The organism is Alicycliphilus sp. T452 (genome assembly GCF_054512775.1).
Map to the genome: position 1 here is coordinate 1 of NZ_JBTNEH010000044.1, position 14,609 is coordinate 14,609.

Consider the following 14,609-nt stretch of genomic DNA (forward strand, 5'->3'; position numbering starts at 1 on the left):
GGCTGTATTCACGCCGCCGTGGGCGCTCTTGATTCAAAGATTGTTCCATCGTCTCCACGATCCTCCATCGTGGGGACGATGCCCGCTTCAAGCGGTGCTTTCAAGATGGGATCGCCAGCTGCATACGCTTCGCTGTCATGGCACCTCCTATTGGGCCTCAGGTTTGAGGCTCGAAGGTGTCTACTAAACCCGGGGCGATTCACCCTGATGGCCAAGACCTACGGCGCGAAAGGCGTGGTCACCAAGGGCGGCAAGCCCTTCACCAAGCAGACGATCTACAAGATGCTGCACAACCGGATGTACTTGGGCGAGATCGTCCACAAGGGGCAGAGCTTACCCGGCCAGCATCAGGCCATCATCACCCAGGCACAGTGGGATGCCGTGCACGCGCTGATCGCCACAGATGGCATCGAACGGCGGCGCGAGACCAACGACCGCCAGCGGGAACCGGTGTTGTTGCGCGGCCTGCTGTTCACGCCCGATGGCGAACGGCTGGTGCCCAGCTACACCGTCAAGAAGGGCAAGACCTACCACTACTACACGCCGATCAAGCACCGGCGCTTCGGCGCCTGGGCCAGCAGCCACGGGCCGTTGCCAGCGGCCCCCATCGAAGACCTGGTTACGCAGCAGATCGTGGCCGCGCTGTCAGCGCCGCGCATCGTGCAGTCGGTGTGGGATCGGATTCGGACAACCCGCCCAGACCTGTCGGAGCCTGAGGTGGTGTTGCCGATGCGAAATCTGGCGGGTCTGTGGCAACAGTTGTTCCCCGTCGAACAGTGTCGACTGGCGCAGTTGTTGATCGAGCGCGTGGTGATTGCCGATGGCGGGCTGGAAATCATCTGGTGCGATCAGGGCTGGCGGGAACTGGCCGGGGAACTGATGCCCGGCACCATCGGCGCGGAATTGCAGGAATGGGAACAACAGGAGGTGGAGGTATGAAGCCGAAAGTGCAGACTTTGGGCGGCCCCGTTGCGCGTGAGCGCCGGGATGGCGGCCAGGTCAACGAGCTGCTGCGTCTGACGCTGCTCGAGCCTGCCATCATCCAGAGCATCCTGGCCGGGCAGCAACCCCGGTGTATGAGCCTGCTGTGGTTTCAGCGGAACCCGCTGCCAACCGACTGGGTGGCGCAGCGGGAGGTGGTGGCCGGTTTTGATGCCTGACCGGGTTACGAGCCCTCGATCACCCGTGCCACATCACTGCGGCATTCGGCGCACTTGCCCACCAGCAGCAAGTCGCCGCCTTTGATGGTGCCGCTGAAATTGGTGATTGTGGTTTCGTGACGGCAGTGGCCGCACCAGACGTTGGTCAGCAGCCGCTTGCGGATGTCGGCAGGGACAGACTCCCAGCGCTGACGGGCGGGTTTGGTGAAGCTGGGAAATGACTCAACGCCTACTGTGGACTCTGCCAGTTCAGGCACCCGCTTGATCGCCATCGCCCTGGCTTCTTTCATCGCAGCCTGAGTCTGCAGGTTCGGTGTTGTCTCGTTCATGGCATCACTCTGCGGCGACGGCAAACGACCGTAGCCACGGATCAAGGTGGGCGATGTCAAACGTGCCAGACTCGAACATCTGCATCATCTCCGCATGGATCTGCATCGGCGCACGCTGTAAGCGCCAGCCATTGATGCGCAGGAACACATCGGCCGCCGCAAAGGCGATACGCTTGTTCCCGTCCACGAACGGGTGGTTGATCGCCAGGCTTTCCAACAGAGCAGCAGCCTCAGCCACGATGTCATCGTAGTAGCCGGTCTGTGGGCGGAACAGTGCGGCCTCCAGCGCCCCAGGATCACGCACGCCCGGCGCACCACCATACCGCTGCATCAGCACCGTGTGCATGCCGAGCACATCGGCCACGGTCAGGTAATCGTGCGCCACGGCTTACTTGGCCAGTTCGCGGTAGAGGTTGTCGAACTCATCCAGACTGGATGCGAAAGAAGCCATCACGTGGCGGCGGGGGCGCTCCTTTTGCTGCCGGTCAATGTAGTCGCGCAGGGCGTCATCGAGCACAGCCTGGAACTGGCGGCCCTGGCTTTCTGCAATCTGGCGCAACGCGGCCAGCACATCGGACGCTGCCTGGGAGGAAAACTTTTCGCGGACAGCAGTCGTCATGGCCATCTCCATCATGATTCATCTTGATGCTTCATGATAGAGCAAGACGGGAAGGGTTGCCACCGCGTTGATGGCGTTCGATGCCAGACTGGGTCCTTGGTTGACAGTGAAATAAAATCCCGCGCCCTCGGCGCAGCCGTGCTGGCCGATGCGCGCGTAGGAAAACGCATCGAAGCTCGCCCGCGTGCCGTGGTAGAGCACCAGGGGTGCGCCGTCGGCATCCACCACCTTGGAGCCTTTGAACCAATGGGCAAAGGCGCGCTGGCGCGCGCTTGGGTGCAGTTGCGCCGCGCCCGAGCGCGACGGTGCGCCGTTGTGCGCACCCGCGGCGGGACTGCCCGGCGGGCCTCCGGCCTCAAGAGGGCTTTGAGCGCCTGCGCTCATGGCGGCGCTGGCGCAGGAGCGCTCGACTTGTTGCATGCCGGGCGGGCACAGTTGGCTCTGGTGTTCGAGCGGCCGAGCATTGACGGACGCGAAGGTTTTCAGAAAGTGGGTAGAGAAACTCTGGTGACCGTGGTGGCGCCGCAGCACCTGGTGCTGGTGGGGGTGCATGCCGCTGCCGCCGCACCCGGTTATCCTCCTGCTGGCGCCCGGCTGCGCGAAGAGCACCTGACCGGCACGCGCCAGATCGTCGTCACTGGGCGCGACCTGGCGCACAGCGACCCGCGCTTTGTCTTCGCACGCCACAGCTGGCGCACCGATAACCATATCGCTGCGCTCGGTCTAATCGAGGCAGGCCTCGGCTGGGCTTGGCAGCTGTGCACGCTAGTACAGCCGCGCATCAAGGCCGGCTCGCTGGTGACGATGGCGTTCGAGAACCTGAGCAACGGCGTGCAGCTGTGGGTGGATGTGACGTGGTCGAAGGAGCGCCTGCTGGGACTGGGGCGCGGCGCTTTGTGCAATTAGTGGCAGAGCAGGATGCGGTGTCCATGGTGCAGCGCCACGCCAATGGCGTGCCACCCTGACCCGAGCGAAGTGGCGTTCTGCGGGCCGGCCCCGCAGTCTCAGCGCATCGTGCGCATTTTCGGGCCCAGCGACAGCGCCGCCAGCGCATAGGCGTCTTCCACCCAGCTGCACAGCAGCGGCCGTGTGGCTGCCGGCTCAATGATGTCGACGATGCCGAATTTCTCAGCGGTTCTGAACGGTGACCCGATCTTGTGGTAATCGGCTTCGAGCGCGTTGCGCGCCGCCACAGGGTCCTGTGCCGCCTCGATTTCCTTGCGGTAAGCCGCCGCAACCCCACCTTCGATCGGGATTGACCCCCAGGTGGCCGACGGCCAGGCGAATCGGTGCGGCAAGGCCGTCCCTGAAGGCCCGAACTTCGGGCTGAGCATGGCTCCGGCCAGTCCAAAGCACCGGCGGATCACGATGGCGCACCACGGAACGGACGACTGCTCGATCGCAGCGCCGGCACGCAACGTTGCGTACATCGTGCCCTCGCGCTCGGCCTCTACACCGGTCATGGTGCCCGGCTGGTCAACCAGGTTTACGATAGGCAGGTGAAAGGTGTCGCACAGGTCGACGAACCGCTCCATCTTGATGGACGCCGCGCGTGTGAGCGCGCCTCCCATCACTATGGGGTTGTTGATCATGACCCCGACAGCGCAGCCATTGAGGCGTGCGAAGCAGGTGAGCAAGGAGCCACCGAAATGCGGTGCCATTTCAAACACGGATGCACGGTCGAAGATGGCATCAAGCACCTTGCGTGGCGCAAAGATCTTGCGGCGCTCACGCGGAATGGCGTCGTTGAGCGATGCCTCCTCGCGGCTTGCCGGGTCATCGCAAGGCAGCCGCGGCGGGGCACTCCACACATTGACGGGGAGGTACGACAGGAAACGGCGCGCCAGCGCGAAGGCCTCCTCTTCGGTGTCCGCCGCGTTGTGCACGACCCCACTGACCTTGTGCACCCCATAGCCTCCAAGCTCGTCCTTGCCGATGTCGTAGCCCAGTGCCTGCTTGACCACCGGAGGACCACCCGCAAACACTTGGCTTTTGCCTTTGATCATGACCGAGAAATGCGCCGATGCAGCGCGGATGGCGCCCAGCCCGGCACAGGCGCCCAGCGCAATCCCTACCACCGGCACTGCGCCCAGAAGTGCCACCCCTGGCAGGAGCGAGTACCCCGGGATCTTGGTGTGGCCCATCTGCTGGAGCAGCTTGACGCTGCCACCGGCCGTGTCCACCATGCGCACTAGAGGCAGCCGGTATTCGTAGGCATAGCGGTCGGCATAGATCCATTTCTCAGCGACCGATGCCTCAGACGACCCGCCACGGATGGTGAAATCGTCCGACACGACCACCGCCTTGCGCCCTCCCACCTTGGCCACACCCATCACCTGGGTGGAGGGCGTGACCGACTCGAGCTGCCCATCGGGTGCATAGCGCCCCTTGCCGGCGAGCGCACCCCATTCCTCGAAGGAGCCAGGATCGACCAGGGCGTCGATGCGGTCGCGCGCCGTGAGCTTTCCCAAGGCGCGCGCACGTTCGACCGCTTCGTGTCCGCCCATGGCCTGCGCGAAGGCCCTGCGTTGTTCAAGCTCTCTCAAGGAGCTGTCCCATTCCTTGCTGGGTTGCATGTGTTCTCCCAAGAATTCAGGTGGACGCGGAATTGGCACTGCGCACGGCGCCGGTGCCGAGCAAAGTGTCGATCTCCGCACGGCTTAGCCCAAGCTCTCCTGCCAGGATTGACTCGGTGTCGGCACCCAGCTCATGCCCGCAATGCTGGATGCTTCCGGGCGAAGCCGACAATTTGGGAACCACACCGATCTGGCTGACCCTGCCCAGGGTCGGGTGGGCCACACTGGCAATCATGTTGCGGGCCCGGTAATGTGGGTCCGCAAAGATATCCGCGATCGTCAACACCCGCGAGACCGGGACACCTGCCTGCTGCAGCAGGCTTTCAACGGCCGCACCCTCTTGTTGCCCTGTCCAGTCGGCTACCATGCTATCGAGTAACTGCATGTTTGCCGCTTGGCCGCGCGAGCGGATGGTGGCAAAGCGCGGGTCGGCCAACAGCTCCGGCTGGCCCATTGCATGGGCCAGCCTCTCGAAGGTGGCGTTGCTGTTGGCGGCGATCAGCACGTAGCCACCCTCCCTGGTCGGATATAGGCTGTTGGGCGCCATTGAGGGCAGGTTCGGGCCCTGGCGCATCGGCACGGTTCCCAATTTGTCATGCGCTGGAACAATGGCCTCCATCTGCGAGAAAGCCGTCTCATAGAGAGCGACATCGACTACTTGCCCCTGGCCCGTGCGGTCACGGTGCCGCAGCGCTGCCAGCAAACCAAACGCCGCGTACACGGAGGTCAGGTAATCGGTGGTGGCCAGGGCCACGCGCGACGGTGGTCTATCGGGATCACCGGTCATGTGCCGGACACCGCCAAACGCCTCGCAGATCGCACCATAGCCCGGCAACTGTGAGTAAGGGCCGTCCTGCCCATAGCCACTAATGCGCACATAGACGATGCCCGGATTGCGCTGCGCCATTGCTTCATAGCCCAACCCCATGCGTTCCAGCACACCGGGCCGGTTGTTTTCCAGCACCACGTCGGCCGTCTCGATCAGGGCCTGCGCGAGCCGGCTGCCTTCGGGCTTTTTCAGGTCGATCACAATTGAACGCTTGCCGCGCAAGATGGATGCGCAATAGAGCGAGACCTCTCCCACATGGCTGCCCATCTGGCGCACCGGATCTCCATCGGGTGGTTCGATCTTGATGACGTCGGCACCAAAATCGGCCAGCAACCGCCCGCAGGCAGGCCCGGCGATGGTGGTACAGATCTCAATGACGCGGACACCGGTCAGGGGCTGCGCTGGGTGGTCGGTGGAATGGGTGCTCATTTGTTCAGCCCCAGTTCGCGCAGCAGGGCAGGTGCCGCCTTCAGCTCTTCACGCACGAACGCCGTGGCCTGAGCATGGTCCATGAAACGCGGCGTGACTTCGTACTGCTCCAGCGTTTCCAGCCACTCGCGCGAGCCCGACAAGCGCCGAAACTGTTCATCCCAGAAGCGGATCTGCTCGGGGCTGAGGTTTTTGGGAAACAATGTCCCTTGCACGGACGTGAAAACGCTGTCAACCCCCTGCTCCTTCCAGGTGGGCACATGGGAAAGTGCCCCCTTGAGCCTGGAGGCGGACGATACGGCAAGGGCACGCAGTGTGCCGTTCTTGATGCCTGCGACCAGGTTGGCCGAGCTGGCAGATACCACGTCCACGTGGCCACCCATGAGCGCAGCCACCGACTCACTGGAAGCACGGAAGGGCGCCACCGTGAGTCTGCTGACGTCCACGCCGGCCTTGGAAAGCGGCTTGAGGATGCCAATGTGGATGTGGTTGTACAGCGTGGGGGCGATGGCAATCTTCACTGAAGCCGGATCGCGCCTGAGCTGTGCCAGCAGGTCCGCCACCGTCTTGAACGGCGAGTCGGCACGCACCCCGACAGCGATTGCCTCTTCAAAGAAGATCGGGCCGATGGTAAAGTCCTGCAACAGGTCGTGCTTGAAGTCCCCCAGTGTCTGACCGAGCATGAAACCGGTGGACATCATGCTGAAGATGGTGGCATCCCCCGGGCGCTGCAGCAGAGGGGCGACCGCGATCATGCCTTGCCCGCCCGGCTTGTTGCTGATGATGAAGCTCTGGCCTGCCATGGCGCCGTTGGCATCCAGGATCTTTTTCATCACCCGGCCGTAAATGTCCACGGCGCCGCCTGCGGCCGCAGGGATCACATACTCCACCCGGCCTGCAGGCCTCCATTCGGCCGCCGCGTATGCGGTTTGCATACTGCCGAGCGCGGCCAGCACAAGGGGAAATTTTCTGCGCAGTAGAAGCATGATTTTCCTTTGGTACAAGGGGCAAGGGAGGACTGCCTCAGTCAACACCCAATCCGAACAGCACGACGAAGAACAGAACAAAAGAGGCAATAAAAACCGTCTCTGTCAGCAGCATGAAAACGGGTAACCAACCCAGCTTGAGCAGGTCGCCGAAACTGGTTTTCACGCCAGCCGCTGCAATCGCAACGACCAGCATCCAGCGCGATGCGTCACTGGCAGTCTGGACCATCACCGTATTGAATGTTCCAATGCTGCCCAGCAATACCAGGGCAATGAACCCCAGCAGAAAGCGGGGGAACAGGGGAGGCCGCACGGCAGCGCCAACGTCGGCATGGCCTCGGTACAGCAGCGCCACAGCCAGTACGACTGGCATTAGCAGGGTGAGCCGAAAAAGCTTCACCACGGTGGCGGTGTCGCCAGCCTGGGGTCCTACCAGCATGCCGGCAGCGACGACCTGTGCCACGTCGTGAATCGTGCCGCCCAGGAAAATCCCGGACTGTGTCTGGGATAGCCCGAGCATCTGCAGCGCAAACGGGTAAAGCACCATGGAGACCGTGGACAGCACGGTTACCCCAACTACCGCAAGCAACGTGAACCGCTCGTTTTCTGCTGTCTTGGGCAGAACCGAGGCGATGGCCAGCGCTGCCGAGGCGCCACATATGGCCACAGCCCCTCCCGACAGGAGGCCCTCTTCACGGGGCCGCTTCATTCGGTGAGCCAGTGCCAGACCGCATGCCAGGGTCAGCGCCACCGCGGACACAAGCGTCAATGCAGTCGCAGCTCCCAGCGCAAATACCTCGTGCAGCGTGATGCGCACTCCCAATAAGGCCACACCCAGGCGCAAAACACTGCGGCCGCAGAATTCGACACCCCGCCTGACCTGGGCGTTGTCCATCAAGAAATGGAAGGCCAGGCCCATCAGCAAGGCATACAGAAGCTGGGGGCCGCCGTAGTGCTCGGAGACAAAGGTGGCGGCCAGCGCAATCACCCCACACACCAGCGCGCCAGGCAACTTGGACACGGCAGCACTCCATCGCTGAACCAAACCAGCGCGCATGGCGTGCACAGTGGGCATGGTTACTTCTTTCCGTTACTCGACAATCGCAACCACCTGCCCATCTTCGACCGCGTCGCCTTCGCGCACGCGCAGTTCCACGAGGTGCCCAGTCTGGTTACTCATTACTGGAATCTCCATCTTCATGGACTCCACCACCATGATGGGCTCATCGGGTGTGACAGCAGCACCCGGCTCCAGGAGCACCTTCCAGACCTTGCCGGTGACTTCCGATGTGATTTCGATACGGGCCATTGCTTTCTCCTGAAAATGGCATGCAGCCGCGGCTGCGGGGTGAAGGCGGTAGGCGCTGCAGGGCGCTCACTGCGCAAGAATCTGGGCCGCAAGACCTGTGTGTATGTGGCCGGACTGGAAGGCTTCGCTGCACAGCACGCGCCGCACGAAGGGGATGTTGTGTTTGACTCCTTCCACCACCGTGTCGTCGAGCGCGGCCACCAAGCGCTCGATGGCACTGGCGCGGTCATCGGCATGCACGATGAGCTTGGCGATCAGGGGGTCGTAATGCGACGTGATGGCGGAGCCCTGCGTGAAGCCGCTCTCCACGCGGATGCCCGGCCCGGTCGGGAAGCGCAGCGCGCGTAAAGTGCCCGGGGAAGGGAAGAAGCGCACCGGGTCTTCGGCATAGATGCGGGCTTCGATCGCATGCCCTTGTATGGCAATGCGCTCGGGCAGGACAGCGTCCAGGCGTTCGCCGGCAGCCAGCCGAATCTGGGCAATGACCAGGTCAACGCCAGTAATTTCCTCGGTCACCGCGTGCTCTACCTGCAGGCGCGTGTTCGTCTCCAGAAACTGAAATCCGTTGCCTGGGGCGTGCAGAGTTTCCACCGTGCCGATGACGTCGTAGCGCAGCTTGCGCAGCACCGCAACAATGTCGCCGGCCGCCGCGTCCACCAAGGCGCGAGACAGCAGTGGCGCAGGAGACTCTTCGATTACCTTCTGGTGGCGGCGCTGGATCGAGCAATCGCGTTCGAACAGATGTCGCACGTTGCCGTGGCAGTCGGCCAGCACCTGGAATTCGATGTGTCGGGGCTCCAGCATCAGGCGCTCCAGATAGACATCGGCACTGCCGAAGCTGCGTGCCGCCAGAGATGAGGCCTGTCCGATAGCTTTGAGCAGGGCATCCGCATCGTGCGCAGCGACCATGCCGATGCCACCGCCGCCTGCGGCCGGTTTCACAAGCACGGGAAAACCAATGCGCTGCGCGGCCTGCAGAGCCTCTGCAGGGTCGCCACACAGCAGACCGGAACTGGGCGCCATGGGCAACCCATGGCGTGCCATCAGTTCGCGGGCCTTGGTCTTGTGCCCCATGGCGTCGATCCATTCGGGGCTGGGGCCGATGAATCGCGCCCCAGAAGCGTTGACCCGGTACGCAAATTCGGCGTTCTCCGACAGGAAACCATAGCCTGGGTGCAAGCCGTCTGCTCCGCTCCGGTGAAGGACGCGCAAGATCGCATCCTGGTTCAAGTAGCTAGAACGGGGTTCCGCCGGGCCGATGCAATGGGTTTCATCGGCCTGGGCAAGGTAAGGCAGTTGCGCGTCTGCTTCCGAATACACCGCAACAGAGTGCACCCCAAGCGCGCGCAGCGCCCGCAGTACCCGCGCTGCCACCGCCCCCCGGTTTGCTACCACCACTTTGTTGAACATGCGACGGGCTCCTCAAAAAAACATCAATGGGCAGGTGCGCCCACAGCCAGGCCGCACCCTGCAGCCAACGGCTGCCCAAACGTTGGACGAAAATGAGTTAGTAGCTCGTGGGCCAAGTGCGCATCAGGTGCTCGCCAACCCCCCCGCTCAGCCGCAACTCATGCACCTGCAGAGTGCGGATGAGGTGGCTGCGTGTGTCCACAGGATTGATGACCGCATGGGCGGCATTGACCGCGGCAGCGTCGTATGCGGATGTGCCCTTTGTCATCTCACCCAGCAACTGCTCGTAGCGCTCGGGGTCGTCCTCGGCACGCACCCCGTGAACGATCGAGACTGCGGAGCGCGGGTCCATAAAGTTGACCTCGGCACTGAACCAGCAAATCACTTCGTCGGCATTGCCTCCACCACCCATGTTCAGCACTGCTTGTCCGTAGGACTTGCGCATGATCACGGAGATTTTTGGCACCGTCACGAGCGAGAGGGCGTTCATCCAGTTCATCACGCGCCCGATCGCGCCCTTGCGCTCACCCTCGATGCCAATCAAAAATCCTGGCTGGTCCACCATGAAGACCAGCGGGATATTGAACGAATCACACAGCACGAGAAAGCTCACCACCTTGTTGCACGACTCCGGGTCAATGGCGCCGCCCTTGGCGATCGGGTTGCTAGCGACGATGCCGACGCTTTTCCCATCCAGCCGCGCCAGTGCTGTGACGATCGACTTGCCAAATCGCGGCTTGAGCTCGAACACCGAGTCCTTGTCGTAAATCAGCGCCAGGATTTTTCGCACGTCGTAGACCTTCGTGCGCCCCTCAGGCAGGATGTCAAGGATCTTGTGCGCGTCGTCGCCCGACCCCTCGGGCACGCTGCACACCGGCGGCGCTTCGTTGTGGTGGCTTGGCAGGTACGACAGAAACTGCTGCACGGCCGCCAAGGCCTCCTCATCGTTATCGACCGCCAGGTCCACCATTCCGGTCACTTCGGTGTGCAGCTTCCAGCCACCCAGTGCCTCGGGATCGACCTCCTCGGAGATTGCCATTGATGTCAGCTTGACGCTGGATACCGCCGTGATGGCGCCCCTGCGCATGACGACAAAATCACCCAGCGCGGCATACCATGACGACGAGCCATAGCAGTGGCCGAGCACGGCAGACACCCAGGGGGTTTCGCGGGTGCGGCGGTACTGCGTAGGCCGATCGCCGCTGCCGACGCCAGCAGCCCCCATGACATCGGGCATGCGCGCGCCCGTGGATTCGCCCAGGAACACCATCGGCAAGCCACGCTGCGTGGCCACACGTTTGACGTGGCCCACCTTGCTCGTATTGACCGTGCTGCTGGACGCGCCCATGACGGTAAAGTCGTTCGAGACGATCGCAACCTCTCGCCCGCCGATCTTTCCATAGCCCGTGATCTTGCCGTCCGCTGCAGAACGGTCGCGCATTTCGGGACGGATGGAGGCGGCGAAAAGCCCTGCCTCGAGGAAAGTGCCGGGATCCACGAGCCGCTCAATGCGTTCCCGTGCGTTCAGCACGCCCTCTGCAGCGCGCTCCGCCAGCTTCTTAGCACCTCCCATGGTGAGCGCCTTGCGCAGCTTTTTTTCGTGGTTTTCGATATGCGTTTCAAACATGGGGTTCCCTTTACCTTTGCTCCAGCGCCTGGGCCAGACTCGGCACCGATTTCGAGAGTTTTTGCCAGCCGAGCAGTTCGCTGCGCATCTGCTGGGCCAGTTCGGCAGGCTGGCTGAAGACTGCTTCTGCTCCCGACAGGCCGAGTTTTTTCGCGAACTCATCGCTGCCCACCACGGCATGGGTGGCCTTAGCCAGCCGCTGGACGATTGCGGGCGGGGTGCCCGCCGGAGCCATGAGCCCGTACCAGATGCCGATGTCATAGTCCACACCACTTTCCACGAACGTGGGTGTGTTGGGCAGCACATCGGCCCGCTTCTTGGCCGACAGCCCCACGGCCTTGAGCGTGCCGCTCTGGATGTGGGGCAACAGCACTGGCACCAACGCAAAGACAGCGTCTACCTGACCGGAGATCGCGTCCGCAGCCGCCTGGGCGCCGCCCCTGTAGGGAATATGCAGCAGCTTGATATCGGCGCGGCTCTTGAGCAGCTCGACGTAAAGATGCAACTGCGCGCTGGAAATGGAGTGCCGACCGGGCGCCGCTTTTGCGGCCGAGACCAGTTCGGCAACGTTCGCAAACGGTGCCTTCGTGTTGGCCGCAACGACGAAAGGCACTCGCGCAATCATGCTTATCGGCTCAAGAGACTTAAGCGGGTCGAAAGGCGGCTGGGGGCCGAAGACCGAGTTGATGGTCGGGGTGCCGCCGCCGAAAAGCACGGTGTAACCGTCCGGCTTGGCCTTGGCGACAGCATCGCCCCCAATGTTGGTCGATGCCCCGGGGCGGTTGTCCACCACAATGGGCTGCCCCAGTTCTTTGGACAGCTTGTCGGCATACAGCCGTGCAATGAAATCCGTGCTTCCGCCCGGTGGATAAGGCACCACCAGCCTGATGGGCTGCGCCGGGTAGTCCTGTGCCCAGACCGGGGACAGGAAAGCGGCAGCAGAGAGAACGATAGACACTAACGCACGCACAATCACCATGAAATGTCTCCTTGGTTGCTTTGTCCACTTCAGAGGTGGCCGCAGTCTGCAAAGCTTCTCGCTGCCTCCCAAAAAGGACCCAGGTGTTTGTATTTTTAGTCAACCTGGTTGACCACATGCTAGCATCAAAAAGATGATCAGTGCAAAAAAATTAAATCAACTCCGCTCAACCCGGCCTTACGCCATTGGCCGGCTTCTGCTGCTGGCGCGCAGAGACTTCGTGGCACGCCTGTCGGCAAGAATGGAACAGGACAACAAGCAACGTCCCCCCATCCCCGGAGGCACGCTGCTGCCATTCATCGACTTGGAAGGTACGCGCAGCGCCGACCTTGCGCGCCGTGTCGGCATCAGCAAGCAGGCGGTGGCCAAGTCCGTCAAGGAGATGGAAGAGGCCGGGCTCGTCACCCGCACCGGAGACAAGGCCGATGGCCGGGCGTTCCTCGTATCGTTCACCGAGTTGGGCATGCAATACCTGCTGGACATTCATGCCGCCATCACAGCCATTGAGAAAGAGTATGAGCTGCTTCTGGGCGCGCAGCGCATGCAAAGCCTGCGCGAAATACTGGCCATGCTGGCCTATCCCGAAGACAGCCACTAGGGCCTGTTAACGCAACCGCAAGGCCTCGGCGATGAGTGAAGCGGTGATAAAGGCGGCAAACATCACATCGGTCTTGTCGTAGCGCGTGAAGACACGGCGTCACGCCTTGAGCCTGCGACAGAGGCGCTCGACCTCGTTTCGACGCCGATACAGCTGCTTGTCCAGCGTCCATGGACGCTTGCGCTGGGGATGGGCCGGCACCACTGGCACAAAGCCCAGCTGCCGGGCCAGCTCGCGCGTAGCATCTCCCTCATACGCGCTGTCCATCAGTAGTGCCACTTTGCCCGCCTCCCGGGGCCCGCCCATCGCCTCCATCAACAGGCGCCCCTCGGGTGCATCGCCCGCTTGACCCGGCGTCAGGCTCCAGATGACAGCGTCGCAGGCACTCGCAGCAACCAGATGAAGTTTGGTGCTCCAGCCACCGCGGCTCTTGCCGATGGCCTGAGGGCCGTTTTTTTGGGCGCCCTGAATCGCCCCGGATTCCCTAGACACTTTTGAGCCGTTGGCAATGGCGTCGCTCGAACTCGACTGGCGAAGTGTCGCCGGCCGTGCCGTGGCGCCGCTTGGGGTTATAGAACATCTCGATGTAGTTGAAGATGTCGGCGCGTGCGTCGCTGCGCGTGGCGTAGATCTGCCGGCGCACACGCTCGCGCTTGAGAAGCTGGAAGAAGCTCTCCGCGACGGCGTTGTCGTGGCAGTTGCCTCGCCGGCTCATGCTGCTGATCAGGTTGTGCTCGCGCAAGAAGGTCTGCCACTCATGGCCGGTGAATTGACAGCCCTGATCGGAGTGCACCGTGACGGGGTCTTCAGGCCTGCGGCGCCACAGCGCCATCAGCAGCGCGTCCAGGACCAGGCTTGTGTCGATGCGGCTGCCCATGGACCAGCCCACCACCTGGCGTGAGAACAGGTCGACCACCACGGCCAGGTACAGCCAGCCTTCGTGCGTGCGGATGTAGGTGATGTCGGTCACCCAGGATCGATTGGGCTGGGCCACCGTGAACTCGCGTTGCAGGTGGTTGGGTGCAACCACAGCAGGCTTGCCTGCTCGCACACCAGGGCGGCGGCGGTAGCCTGTCTGCGAGCGCAGTCCTTCGAGCTTGAGCAGCCGCGCCACGCGGTGCTTGCCGCAGCGCTCGCCCAAGTCGCGCATGTCCAGCGTCAGCTTGCGATACCCATACACGCCGCCGCTCTCCAGCCAAGCTTGCTTGAGCAGGCCAGCCAACCGCTGGTCGTCTTTTGCCCTTGCACTCTCTGGCTCGGCTTTCCAAGCGTAATAACCGCTTGGATGCACCTGCATGACCCGGCACATGCGCCGCACGCTGTGTTGTGCTTCGTGCGCCTTCATGAACGCGTACTTCACCCGGACTGCCTGGCAAAGTACGCGGCGGCCTTCTTTAGGATGTCGCGCTCCTCTGTCACGCGCCGCAGTTCGGCCTTCAGGCGCCGCATCTCCTCTGTCTGTGACACCTGTGCCTGCCGTTCGGCCGCCGGCGCTGAGTACGCCTTGATCCACTTATACAGGCTGTGCTGGCTCACGCCGATCCGGGCGGACACATCGGCCACCCGATGGTGTCGCTGCGTGATCTGCTTGACCGCTTCGATCTTGAATTCTTCAGGGTAGGGTTGCTTCGCTGTAAGCGCGCGGCGATCCCATATTGACCTTTGCCGGCCACCCGGGTATCGCTCAAGCGCTCGAAGCCTGCCAGCGATGCGGTAGCAGCTCTTCCACCCGGCTGGCCCTGTGCGTGGGCAGCCGCG

The 14,609-nt window shown here is 62.8% G+C and carries 17 protein-coding genes and 1 pseudogene; 4 read left to right on the forward strand and 14 right to left on the reverse strand.

Going from position 1 to position 14,609, the window contains the following annotated elements; translation table 11 throughout:
• Positions 1-207 precede the first annotated feature (207 nt).
• Together ACX12L_RS22230 and ACX12L_RS22235 are read left to right on the forward strand one after the other, a co-directional pair.
• Complete coding sequence (locus tag ACX12L_RS22230; RefSeq protein ID WP_459264484.1) at positions 208-939, forward strand: recombinase family protein; 732 nt, start codon at positions 208-210, stop codon at positions 937-939.
• Positions 936-1,160 carry a hypothetical protein gene (locus ACX12L_RS22235; protein ID WP_459264485.1) on the forward strand — a complete coding sequence of 75 codons (225 nt, stop codon included), beginning with the start codon at positions 936-938 and terminating at the stop codon, positions 1,158-1,160. Before ACX12L_RS22230 ends, ACX12L_RS22235 begins: the two co-directional genes overlap by 4 nt.
• Before the next feature lie 5 nt (positions 1,161-1,165).
• Here ACX12L_RS22235 and ACX12L_RS22240 read toward each other — a convergent pair whose 3' ends face one another.
• From ACX12L_RS22240 to ACX12L_RS22255, 4 genes are read right to left on the reverse strand one after another with little or no spacing between them, the layout of a single operon-like run.
• Positions 1,166-1,489: a hypothetical protein gene (locus ACX12L_RS22240; RefSeq protein WP_459264486.1), complete on the reverse strand. Its 324-nt coding sequence runs from the start codon at positions 1,487-1,489 to the stop codon at positions 1,166-1,168.
• A gap of 4 nt (positions 1,490-1,493) precedes the next feature.
• Positions 1,494-1,874, reverse strand: a complete 381-nt coding sequence (locus ACX12L_RS22245; RefSeq protein ID WP_459264487.1) for a type II toxin-antitoxin system death-on-curing family toxin — start codon at positions 1,872-1,874, stop codon at positions 1,494-1,496.
• Between the two features lie 3 nt (positions 1,875-1,877).
• Entirely contained in the window at positions 1,878-2,108 is a 231-nt protein-coding gene (locus ACX12L_RS22250) for a hypothetical protein (RefSeq protein ID WP_459264488.1), read from the reverse strand.
• A gap of 18 nt (positions 2,109-2,126) precedes the next feature.
• Positions 2,127-2,528 (reverse strand): ADP-ribosyltransferase-containing protein, encoded by a 402-nt coding sequence (locus tag ACX12L_RS22255; protein ID WP_459264489.1) that lies wholly within the window; start codon positions 2,526-2,528, stop codon positions 2,127-2,129.
• Here ACX12L_RS22255 and ACX12L_RS22260 point away from each other — a divergent pair.
• A pseudogene (locus ACX12L_RS22260) lies at positions 2,505-3,073 on the forward strand (LysR substrate-binding domain-containing protein); the annotation flags it as partial. The gene ACX12L_RS22255 and the pseudogene ACX12L_RS22260 overlap by 24 nt on opposite strands.
• 39 nt (positions 3,074-3,112) lie before the next feature.
• Here the strand turns inward: ACX12L_RS22260 and ACX12L_RS22265 are convergent.
• The 8 genes from ACX12L_RS22265 to ACX12L_RS22300 form a co-directional block, all read right to left on the reverse strand.
• Positions 3,113-4,684: an acyl-CoA carboxylase subunit beta gene (locus ACX12L_RS22265; RefSeq protein ID WP_459264490.1), complete on the reverse strand. Its 1,572-nt coding sequence runs from the start codon at positions 4,682-4,684 to the stop codon at positions 3,113-3,115.
• 16 nt (positions 4,685-4,700) lie between these two features.
• Complete coding sequence (locus ACX12L_RS22270) at positions 4,701-5,942, reverse strand: CaiB/BaiF CoA transferase family protein (RefSeq protein WP_459264491.1); 1,242 nt, start codon at positions 5,940-5,942, stop codon at positions 4,701-4,703.
• Positions 5,939-6,928 (reverse strand): Bug family tripartite tricarboxylate transporter substrate binding protein, encoded by a 990-nt coding sequence (locus ACX12L_RS22275; protein ID WP_459264492.1) that lies wholly within the window; start codon positions 6,926-6,928, stop codon positions 5,939-5,941. Before ACX12L_RS22275 ends, ACX12L_RS22270 begins: the two co-directional genes overlap by 4 nt.
• A gap of 37 nt (positions 6,929-6,965) precedes the next feature.
• Entirely contained in the window at positions 6,966-8,003 is a 1,038-nt protein-coding gene (locus tag ACX12L_RS22280) for a YeiH family protein (RefSeq protein WP_459264493.1), read from the reverse strand.
• A 15-nt stretch (positions 8,004-8,018) separates the two neighbouring features.
• Positions 8,019-8,237 (reverse strand): acyl-CoA carboxylase biotin carboxyl carrier protein subunit, encoded by a 219-nt coding sequence (locus ACX12L_RS22285; protein WP_459264494.1) that lies wholly within the window; start codon positions 8,235-8,237, stop codon positions 8,019-8,021.
• Between the two features lie 66 nt (positions 8,238-8,303).
• Positions 8,304-9,647, reverse strand: a complete 1,344-nt coding sequence (locus ACX12L_RS22290; protein ID WP_459264495.1) for an acetyl-CoA carboxylase biotin carboxylase subunit — start codon at positions 9,645-9,647, stop codon at positions 8,304-8,306.
• Between the two features lie 97 nt (positions 9,648-9,744).
• Positions 9,745-11,274, reverse strand: coding sequence for an acyl-CoA carboxylase subunit beta (locus ACX12L_RS22295; protein WP_459264496.1), 1,530 nt, complete (start codon positions 11,272-11,274; stop codon positions 9,745-9,747).
• Between the two features lie 10 nt (positions 11,275-11,284).
• Positions 11,285-12,253: a Bug family tripartite tricarboxylate transporter substrate binding protein gene (locus ACX12L_RS22300; RefSeq protein ID WP_459264497.1), complete on the reverse strand. Its 969-nt coding sequence runs from the start codon at positions 12,251-12,253 to the stop codon at positions 11,285-11,287.
• 133 nt (positions 12,254-12,386) lie between these two features.
• On the opposite strand from ACX12L_RS22300, the gene ACX12L_RS22305 reads away from it, so the two are divergent.
• Positions 12,387-12,851, forward strand: a complete 465-nt coding sequence (locus ACX12L_RS22305) for a MarR family winged helix-turn-helix transcriptional regulator (protein ID WP_459264498.1) — start codon at positions 12,387-12,389, stop codon at positions 12,849-12,851.
• Between the two features lie 99 nt (positions 12,852-12,950).
• Here ACX12L_RS22305 and ACX12L_RS22310 read toward each other — a convergent pair whose 3' ends face one another.
• Entirely contained in the window at positions 12,951-13,343 is a 393-nt protein-coding gene (locus tag ACX12L_RS22310; protein WP_459264499.1) for a transposase family protein, read from the reverse strand.
• Positions 13,336-14,507, reverse strand: a protein-coding gene (locus ACX12L_RS22315; RefSeq protein WP_459264500.1) for an IS3 family transposase whose coding sequence is annotated in 2 segments (ribosomal slippage) — positions 13,336-14,243 and positions 14,243-14,507 — 1,173 coding nt in all. Because the reading frame shifts where the segments join, the coding sequence is not laid out codon by codon here. The genes ACX12L_RS22310 and ACX12L_RS22315 overlap by 8 nt, the downstream gene beginning before the upstream one ends.
• Positions 14,508-14,609: the final 102 nt, after the last annotated feature.

Coding starts and splice junctions, on each gene's coding strand:
- ACX12L_RS22230 (WP_459264484.1), top strand. CDS start 208: ATGGCCAAGACCTACGGCGCGAAAGGCGTGGTCACCAAGGGCGGCAAG.
- ACX12L_RS22240 (WP_459264486.1), bottom strand. CDS start 1,489: ATGAACGAGACAACACCGAACCTGCAGACTCAGGCTGCGATGAAAGAA.
- ACX12L_RS22250 (WP_459264488.1), bottom strand. CDS start 2,108: ATGACGACTGCTGTCCGCGAAAAGTTTTCCTCCCAGGCAGCGTCCGAT.
- ACX12L_RS22285 (WP_459264494.1), bottom strand. CDS start 8,237: ATGGCCCGTATCGAAATCACATCGGAAGTCACCGGCAAGGTCTGGAAG.
- ACX12L_RS22290 (WP_459264495.1), bottom strand. CDS start 9,647: ATGTTCAACAAAGTGGTGGTAGCAAACCGGGGGGCGGTGGCAGCGCGG.
- ACX12L_RS22295 (WP_459264496.1), bottom strand. CDS start 11,274: ATGTTTGAAACGCATATCGAAAACCACGAAAAAAAGCTGCGCAAGGCG.
- ACX12L_RS22280 (WP_459264493.1), bottom strand. CDS start 8,003: ATGCCCACTGTGCACGCCATGCGCGCTGGTTTGGTTCAGCGATGGAGT.
- ACX12L_RS22255 (WP_459264489.1), bottom strand. CDS start 2,528: ATGCAACAAGTCGAGCGCTCCTGCGCCAGCGCCGCCATGAGCGCAGGC.
- ACX12L_RS22275 (WP_459264492.1), bottom strand. CDS start 6,928: ATGCTTCTACTGCGCAGAAAATTTCCCCTTGTGCTGGCCGCGCTCGGC.
- ACX12L_RS22270 (WP_459264491.1), bottom strand. CDS start 5,942: ATGAGCACCCATTCCACCGACCACCCAGCGCAGCCCCTGACCGGTGTC.
- ACX12L_RS22300 (WP_459264497.1), bottom strand. CDS start 12,253: ATGGTGATTGTGCGTGCGTTAGTGTCTATCGTTCTCTCTGCTGCCGCT.
- ACX12L_RS22305 (WP_459264498.1), top strand. CDS start 12,387: ATGATCAGTGCAAAAAAATTAAATCAACTCCGCTCAACCCGGCCTTAC.
- ACX12L_RS22235 (WP_459264485.1), top strand. CDS start 936: ATGAAGCCGAAAGTGCAGACTTTGGGCGGCCCCGTTGCGCGTGAGCGC.
- ACX12L_RS22265 (WP_459264490.1), bottom strand. CDS start 4,684: ATGCAACCCAGCAAGGAATGGGACAGCTCCTTGAGAGAGCTTGAACAA.